The organism is Bifidobacterium sp. A11 (assembly GCF_000499185.1).
Lineage (GTDB): Bacteria > Actinomycetota > Actinomycetes > Actinomycetales > Bifidobacteriaceae > Bombiscardovia > Bombiscardovia mizhiensis.
Window position 1 is genome coordinate 1 of the sequence record NZ_AWUO01000021.1, and the last position, 6463, is coordinate 6463.

The 6463-nt window shown below is 51.7% G+C and carries 5 protein-coding genes; all 5 read right to left on the bottom strand.

All coding sequences use genetic code 11. The features are described 5' to 3' along the window. Window positions 1-90 precede the first annotated feature (90 nt). The 5 genes from P273_RS0108980 to P273_RS0109000 all read right to left on the bottom strand — a co-directional run bounded on the left by P273_RS0108980 (window position 91) and on the right by P273_RS0109000 (window position 6364). Window positions 91-1407, bottom strand: a complete 1317-nt coding sequence (locus P273_RS0108980) for an ABC transporter substrate-binding protein (protein WP_024628106.1) — start codon at window positions 1405-1407, stop codon at window positions 91-93. Window positions 1408-1573: 166 nt separating this feature from the next. Next, a complete protein-coding gene (locus tag P273_RS0108985; protein ID WP_024628107.1) occupies window positions 1574-2887 on the bottom strand; it encodes an ABC transporter substrate-binding protein in 1314 nt (437 codons plus the stop codon). Between the two features lie 160 nt (window positions 2888-3047). Further along, window positions 3048-4442: a glycoside hydrolase family 32 protein gene (locus P273_RS0108990; RefSeq protein ID WP_024628108.1), complete on the bottom strand. Its 1395-nt coding sequence runs from the start codon at window positions 4440-4442 to the stop codon at window positions 3048-3050. A 185-nt stretch (window positions 4443-4627) separates the two neighbouring features. Continuing rightward, window positions 4628-5677, bottom strand: coding sequence for a LacI family DNA-binding transcriptional regulator (locus tag P273_RS0108995; protein WP_024628109.1), 1050 nt, complete (start codon window positions 5675-5677; stop codon window positions 4628-4630). A 30-nt stretch (window positions 5678-5707) separates the two neighbouring features. Beyond that, a complete protein-coding gene (locus P273_RS0109000; protein WP_024628110.1) occupies window positions 5708-6364 on the bottom strand; it encodes a DUF624 domain-containing protein in 657 nt (218 codons plus the stop codon). Between the last annotated feature and the right edge of the window lie 99 nt (window positions 6365-6463).

Consider the following 6463-nt stretch of genomic DNA (forward strand, 5'->3'; position numbering starts at 1 on the left):
CTGAAACCTCCAAACCTGGAATCATGCAGTCTGCACTAGAACCTTGAAACCGGCCCAGCTTTGAAACGCAGGGCCGGCCGTATCAGTTCATCACTTATGTGTGGTCTTGTACTCAGAAGCCCAACCGTTGACAAAGGCCGACTCAACGCCGGACCAAGGCCCGGTGCCCTGGGCATACTCCAACATGGCATTGCCCAGACTCAGCGACCATTGCTGGGTGGGCAGAGGACGGATGATTATGTCATAGCAGCCACGCTTGGCGTAAGCATCATTGGCGCGGAGGATTGGGTTCTTTGTCTTGTACCCGGCCTTCGCGTATGACTTGAATGGGGTTTCGAATCCCATGGTGTCCGTGACGATTTTCCTGGCACTGTCCTTATCCAGCATCCATGACATGAACTTCTCCGTGGCTCGCCGGTCCTCCGGAGATATCTTTGAATTGATGGCAAAGTAGTTAGAGCTTATGGTCAGTCCTGCTTTGTCCTCTCCCGGCACACCCATATATATGGGCAGAACCCCCATATCCTTGTCGGCAACCTCCTGATTTTTTAATTGCGGATATGCCCAGGATCCCGTTTGAATGAAAACTGCGTCGCCAAGACCGAACTCGGAAACAGCATCGTCGAATGTCGCACTGGAAAGTTGGGTCGGCGCAACGGTCTCGTCTTTCACATACAAATCAAAGATCTTCTTGAGATTGGGCATATATTTATCAGATACAGTTGCCGGCAACTCTGTGACGTTCTTATCTCGATACTCGTAGTAGACCGGTATATGAGCCAGCTGGTCACCATATCGTCGGATAGAGCTTGATTCGAATCCGGCGGACGTGAAGGCTCCTTTGACTCCAAGCTCGTCTTTGTGACTTTGAATTTCGTCGGCCACGGTTTTCAAGCTGTCGAATCCTCTGATGGCATCCACTGAGCGGATGCTGGCCCACGACGCTTTAAAGTATTTATTTAAAATAGCTTTGTTATAGATGATGCCATAGCGGTCCAGAACGAACGGAATGGCGCCCACTTTTTTCCCGGTCTTGAGTACGTAATTCGGATCCGTAAGGTCTTTGTACATGCGTGTTTTGGACAGATCCGCGCAATAATCCGACCAGTTGGGATAGTCGTTGTTGTCGAGGCCGATGATAGTCGGAGCTTTGCTCTTGGCCAGCTCACTCTTCAAAGTCTGCTCATAGCTGTCGGCAGAGGGGGAAATCAAATCAAACGGTATGCCTGTATCTTTGGTGAATTGCTTTCCGAGTTGGAGGAACTGATCGTTGTTTTCCACTTTCTGGCTGATCATGTACACTCGGCCCTTTGCTTCTGAGGCTGAGGTACCGCCGCACGCGGCGGATGCCATGACCATTGCGCATGCAAGACCTATGGCAAACGCAGATTTTGTTTTTACACCCATGACCCATCTCATTTCATACAGTTCCGCACCAGATTGGTTGCGGAAAATCAAGCCCCCGCTGGATTGGAGCCAAGAACGCTATCTCAGCATCCTGGGCCGGAGAGGACATCCCACCAGATTCCGGTGGGATGTCCAACATGGTCAACTGATGGTTATCCCATTGGTTTCAGTGAGTGGTCTTGTACTCCTTTGCCCAACCGTCTACAAAGGCGGAGGTGACTTTTGACCAACTTCCGGTGCCCTGGGCGTATTCAAGCATGGCATCACTAAGCGAAGCCACCCACTGTGCACTGGGAAGAGGATGAATAACGGTGTCGTAGTCACCGGCTTTGGCATATGCGTCATTGGCCCTTTGCACGGGGTTCTTCGACTTGAATCCTGCCTTTTCATAGGACTTGAATGGCGTCTCGAAGCCCATATCATCAGTGAAGATCTTGCGGGCCTTGTCGTTCTCCAAAATGTAATTCAGGAATTGCTCGGTAGCCTTTCGATCCTTGTCCGAAGCATTTTTGTTGGTGGCAAAGTACATGAAGCTGACTGTCAGCCCAGACTTTTCTTCGCCCGGCACGCCAATGTAGATGGGCAGGACTCCGATATCCTTGTCAGCCACATCCTGATCCTTGATCTGAGGATAGCCCCAGGAACCATTCTGCAGAAACACAGACTGCTTGGTCGCAAATTCGCTGTTGGAGTCGTCCATCGTGGCGCTCGAAAGCTGCGATGCCGGAGTTGTGGAATCCTTCAGATACAAATCAAAGATGTTCTTGAAGTTATCCATGTATTTTCCGGTAAGTGTCGGAGGCTCTTCCTCGGTATTCTGGTCCCGGTACTCGTAGTAGACCGGAATGTGGGCGAGCTGATCTCCAAACCTCTTGTTGGAGCTGCTGTCGAACCCTGCTGAGCTGAAGGCGCCCTTCACTCCGAGGTCGTCCTTGTGCTCTTGGATTTCATCAGCAACAGTCTTCAACGCCTTGAAGTTGTTGACCTTGTCTATGGACTTTATGCTGGACCATTTAGCATCGAAGTACTTCTTCATCAGTGCTTTGTTATAGATAATGCCATAGCGTTCCATGACGAAGGGAACGGCTACAACCTTGTCCTTGAGCTTAAGGGCATAGTCCTGATTCTTCAGATCCTTGTAGATCTTCGTCCCGGACATGTCGCGATAGTAATCTCCCCAGTTCTGGAAATCATTGTTATCAACGTCGAACATAGTGGGCGCGTTGGATTTGGCCAGCTCGCTCTTCAAGGACTGCTCATACGTACCGGAAGAGGCAACAGACACATCAACGGGTACACCGGTATCCTTGGTGAACTGCTTGGCCAAATCCTTGAACTCATCCTGTTGCTCGGGTTTGGCGCTTAAATAATAGACGTGTCCCTTGTCGGCGCTGGCCTGAGAGCCTCCGCATGCGCTTAATCCGCCTAGGGACATAGCGAGCGCTCCTGCCAGAGCCACTGCTTTAGTGATTTTCCTCATCATTACTCCATTACTCTTTGACCGACTACTTTATCGGGCGCTTATTCGTGCCTTTCGGCAATCGGATAAACGCTTAAGCTCAATGGTTCATTGCTTGGCTCGCCGACACCTGTGGCAACGTCGCCAGGCGTCGGCGATCAAATCTCAACAGCTAAGGAAGTCACCCCTCTTTCAACGTGTTGGAAAATGTCATGTTGGTGGTCTGCAACGACCCCTCTGTCACAAAGATTCCCAGATGGTCGCCAGGCCTCTTGTACATCCTGGAATTCAAAGCCACGCCATTTACATATAGGGTGGCAATAGTGTCGTCAACTACAAGCTGCAGGTGGTACTTCTGCCCTGCAACCAATTCAAGCGGCCTTTCCAAACCTATGTTCATATTGGCGAACCAGGGATAGTTGGGGTTGTTTTCAAATAGGAACCTGTTCTCGCCCACCTTGAAGATGAACTGGTAGGACTCACCAGTCTCTTCGTTTTCATTCAGCCGCAGACCAAATGAACGAGTTCCTGGAGAGAAAGTCAGGTCCGCCTCGAACGAATACAGATCACCGCTGTCTTGGACAACGGTCTTCTCTGTTCGTCCAGCCGAAGCATCTAAGTTGAGGTCTGTGATCCTGCGACGGTGATCGAAAGCACTCCAGAGGGTGTCAGCCGGCCGCACGCCAAGTGAGCCATCCTCACGCTGATAGACCTGATGAGGAACGAAAGTCCCGCCCCATTCATAATTGGATCTGTCATCTTCGTTTTCCTTGGTGCCGACCCAGCCGAACATTATCCGCTTGCCGTTCAGTTCAAAGGTGCGGCCGGCGTAGTAGGCGCTGCCATCAAATGCATCGTCGGTAGGAGCAGTCCAGGGCCCCTCGAGCGAGTGGGCCATTCTGTAGACCATTCCATGCTTGTCGCTGTATTCAGTGATGATGTGATACCACCAATCGCCCATTTTGAAAAGATCAGGCATCTCATGCATGGTGTAAAGGTTGGGCGCCCAGAAATCACCTTCAAAACTCCAGTGCTCTAGGTCTTTTGACGAGAATGCCACGGTTCGTCCCGACTGTACGGTTTTGGGACCCTGCTTACGCGCGCCAAGGATCAATAGATAGCGGTCATGCTCATCGTCGCGGATAACCCAAGGGTCTCGCCAATCATCAGGATCGTAGCCTTCCTGGGGCGAGAAGGTCAGGGCATCTTGAGTCTTCGTCCAATGGTAGAGGTCATGACTCACTGCATGCATGAGGACCTGCGCCGGCTTTCCCTGCGCAGAGTAATCCCTGTTATAGGCGGTGTAGAAGGCATGATAAGCGCCTTCACCCTCACAGACACTTCCAGCATATATAAATTGATCCTGATCTTCGTCTCCACCTCGCGGAATGGCAACGCCACAATCCCGATAATGAACAAAGTCCTTAGTCGTCGCCAAGTCCCACCCAAACGGTTTACCGAATGGTTCAGGGTCCCGGTTATCGCGCTGATGGAAGAGGAAGAACTCATCTCCCTTGCCGAAGGGCATGCAGTCTCCGAACCAGGTGCCCGGGAATTGATAATACAGCTTGGTCATTGCAACCTTTCCGTCGAGGATCGTATATGTCGGATCCTTAGCTACATCATTGTTTAAGCGATTAAGCACTCATTATATTCGACTCGCGTTAAAAGTCAAAAAGGGTCATGAACCGAAGGGCATCGACTTTAAAGGAAGGACTTCGTAGGCCAACACAGATACCTCGTATCCCAGTGATCCATAAATCAAGAAGCCGCGAGGATACGTATGGAGTCACGAGGCACTGAAGGGCAGGCCACCCTGATGGGCGAATAGGGGCCGTTCTGGCCAGCAGCATCAGCACTGCCGCCCTCGCCCTTCTCGCCGACATCCTCGCGATGCAGCAGCGTGCGAATTCCAAGCACCCCGAGGTCATACTGCGGCAGACCGACTGTGGATAGCGCTGGATGAAGATGGGCGGAAATTAATTTCTGATTGTCGAATCCCACCACTGAAATATCGTCTGGTACATGCATTCCTCGTTCTCGAAGTGCATCAAACAGACCCATGGCAGTGCGGTCGTTATGGCAGAACACCGCTGTAGCACCGGTCTGCATGACCTGAGACATGATGCCGTACCCGCCTTCCTGATCCACCGTGCATGTCATCACCATGTCCGGGTCGTACTTCAATCCAGCTGCAGCCAGAGCCTCCTTATACCCTTGCAGTCTGCCCTGCGATGCTGGCGTCTGTTCGGTGGCATTGACGAACGCTATGCGCTTATGACCCGCATTTGTCAGCATTTCCGTAGCCGTGCGGCCTCCCTGGACTTCATCCGGTACCACTGCCGGGAATCGACCCAGGCGGTCAAAGCAATTCACAAGGACGGAATTCACCCGAGCCAAGTCCGCGGGAGGACGAACCTCATGGTGAACCCAAGACGAATACACGATTCCCTCTACTTGCCGTTCCAGCATGAAAGCACAAGCTCTGCGCTCAATATCAGGGTCTCCATGCGTATCGACAATCAGCAGGATCTTCCCGTTGCGCCAAGCTTCATCCTGAGCGCCCTGTATGACCTGTCCGGCAAAGGGAGAAGTAGCCACTCCATCGCTAATAAACCCGATCAGGTCGGATCGCCCTCTGGCGAGGCTGCGGGCCATGGCATTCTGCCTGTAGCCCAGATCCGCCGCAACCTTCCGGACCTTCCTCATGGTGGACTCGGGAATCCTGACGTTTTTATTGTTATTGATTGCCCAGGACGCCGTGGCAATCGAAACACCTGCCGCTCGAGCGACATCCTGAAGTGTAACCATGGACCCTCATTGTAATATTGCGAGCCAACCTCAGTCAGCGGTCTTCTTATGACCTGCTTCAACGGCAGTGGGTCGTGCCATCGGGGCATTTGCAACAAAATGTTTAAAAGCACCATTAAGCAAAGGCGTATGCACCATGATCAAAGTCCCATAGCCGAGAAGTAGCAACAAGAAGAGCCCCTGCGGCATGTAGAACCATGACAGGACCAGCAGAACAAGATATGCAGCGTCAAAAAGCACCATGATCAAAGTTCTCCCAAGATTAGCCAAGGCAAATACCCATGCATTAAACAAGGTACGACCAACGGTGTTCTCAAAACGGGACTGCAAGGCCCATACCCACTCGAACCCCAGCACCCACAAAATACTGAAAGCAAACTTGACGATCAACAAGGGTGTGATTTGGAGAACTACCCAAGCGTAGATCAACAGCAACAGCAATGGCCCGAAAACAAGCCAGATCATGGTTGCCTTGATGAAGTTTGAACGGAAGGCACGAAAATAGTTTGCTGTTACATGTCCTCGCCCTTCAAGGCTTCTTCTGGCGGCGTCATGACCGGCGGTCAGAGCGGCTCCGATGGATATCAGGGGGATTGACGTGACCACCATGAGGATGTTGATCCATATGGCATCAATAAGATCGGCAAGACCTCTCATGAAGCCTGAATCAGGAGAAAGAAAACTCAACGGAACCCCCAAGACGGGAAAGGGCAGGAAACCGGCAACGGCACTTGCTCTATATCGTGTTGCCGGTTTCCATGATAGCCCACTGCAAACTGGTGTAGC